The sequence below is a fragment of the Aliterella sp. E5.1 genome, from assembly GCF_057473825.1.
In genome coordinates this window covers 1-1574 of the sequence record NZ_JBYCCV010000339.1, presented here as the reverse complement: position 1 = coordinate 1574, position 1574 = coordinate 1, and the positions used below count along the sequence as shown (strand labels likewise).

Annotated in this window: 1 protein-coding gene and 1 pseudogene; both read left to right on the top strand. The window is 48.7% G+C overall.

Annotated features, from left to right (window positions below):
* Positions 1–114: 114 nt before the first annotated feature.
* Positions 115–975: pseudogene (locus AC2VE5_RS26995) on the top strand (SDR family oxidoreductase); the annotation flags it as partial.
* Positions 975–1514, top strand: coding sequence for a dTDP-4-dehydrorhamnose 3,5-epimerase (rfbC, locus tag AC2VE5_RS26990; protein WP_486890613.1), 540 nt, complete (start codon positions 975–977; stop codon positions 1512–1514). The pseudogene AC2VE5_RS26995 and the gene rfbC, both read left to right, overlap by 1 nt.
* The last annotated feature ends 60 nt before the right edge of the window (positions 1515–1574 follow it).

Genomic DNA, 1574 nt, shown 5'->3' with positions numbered 1-1574 from the left:
GGAACTTTCAAGTTGTGGATCAGTACGCTGGGGGCCAAACTCTTGAGAACGAGATCGAAGAGGTCCTCAGTGACGAAGAGGTAACGAAGCTGGAAGGAACGTCATGATCGGCGTCGTCATCGTTGTGCTCAAGACTTGCAAGGCATTGAAGCAGTCGTTCATATGGCAGAACTCTCCAATGACCCTGCTGGGCAGCTAGCCCCCAACATCACCTACGACATCAACCATCAAGGGTCAGTGCGACTCGCGACCCTAGCCAAAGCAGCCAAAGTCAGGCGCTTTATCTATATGTCCTCCTGTAGTGTCTATGGAGTCGCCACAGGTGAAGATGTCACCGAAGCCTCCCCTGTTAATCCTCAAACCGCCTATGCCAAGTGCAAAACCTTGGTTGAAAAAGACCTACAGCCAATGGCTGATGATGGCTTCTCTCCCACCTTTTTGCGCAATGCCACTGCTTTTGGGGCTTCACCCCGGATGCGCTTTGATATTGTTTTAAACAATCTGGCAGGGCTGGCTTGGACCACTCAAGAGATTAAGATGACCAGTGACGGCACTCCTTGGCGGCCCTTGGTCCACGCTCTAGACATCTGCAAAGCAATTGTCTGTAGCTTAGAAGCGCCTCGCGACATCATTCACAACCAAATCTTTAATGTTGGGGATACGGCCCATAATTATCAAGTCAAGGAAGTTGCCCAGATTGTGGCTGAAACCTTTAAGGGATGTCGCCTGAGCCTTGGGGATAGCGGAGCAGATAATCGCAGCTACCGAGTCTCCTTTGAGAAGATCAATCAAACGTTGCCAGGGTTCAAGTGTGACTGGGATGCTCGGCGGGGAGCTCAGCAGCTCTTTAAGTTGTTCTCTAGGATTGATCTAAACCAAGAGACTTTCTTGTTTCGAGGCTTCACCCGCCTTAAGCAGCTAGAGTACCTGATTCGGACTCAGCAAATTGACCAAAACTTTTTCTGGAGAGAGTGATGCAGTTTACCCAAACCAAGCTCAAAAGCGCTTTTATCATTGATTTAGAGCAGAAATCAGATAATCGAGGTTTCTTTGCCCGCACCTTCTGCGCCAAGGAATTTGCCGAGCAGGGTCTCAAACCCACAGTGGCCCAGGGCAATTCTTCTTTTAACTATCAACAGGGCACGTTGCGGGGAATGCATTACCAAGTTGCCCCAGCAACTGAAACAAAGCTAGTCCGCTGCATCCAAGGGGCTATCTACGATGTAATCATCGATATGCGACCTGATTCTCCCACGTACATGAAACATGAGGGAGTAGAATTAACGGCTGAAAATCGCCGAGCACTATATGTGCCAGAGATGTTTGCTCATGGGTATCAAACGCTAACGGATAATGCTGAGGTGATCTATCAGGTGGGGGAGTTTTACACCCCGGGTTATGAAAGAGGTCTACGTTATGATGACCCAGCCTTCGGGATTGAGTGGCCACTACCGGTGAGTGCGATCTCTGAGAAGGACAAAGATTGGCCTTTGATGAAATCTCTTGTTGTCTAAATTTTACGGTGCTATTTTTTGCTATAGGAACCACTCCATGATCATTATTGATAAAGCCCT

Coding starts and splice junctions, on each gene's coding strand:
- rfbC (WP_486890613.1), top strand. CDS start 975: ATGCAGTTTACCCAAACCAAGCTCAAAAGCGCTTTTATCATTGATTTA.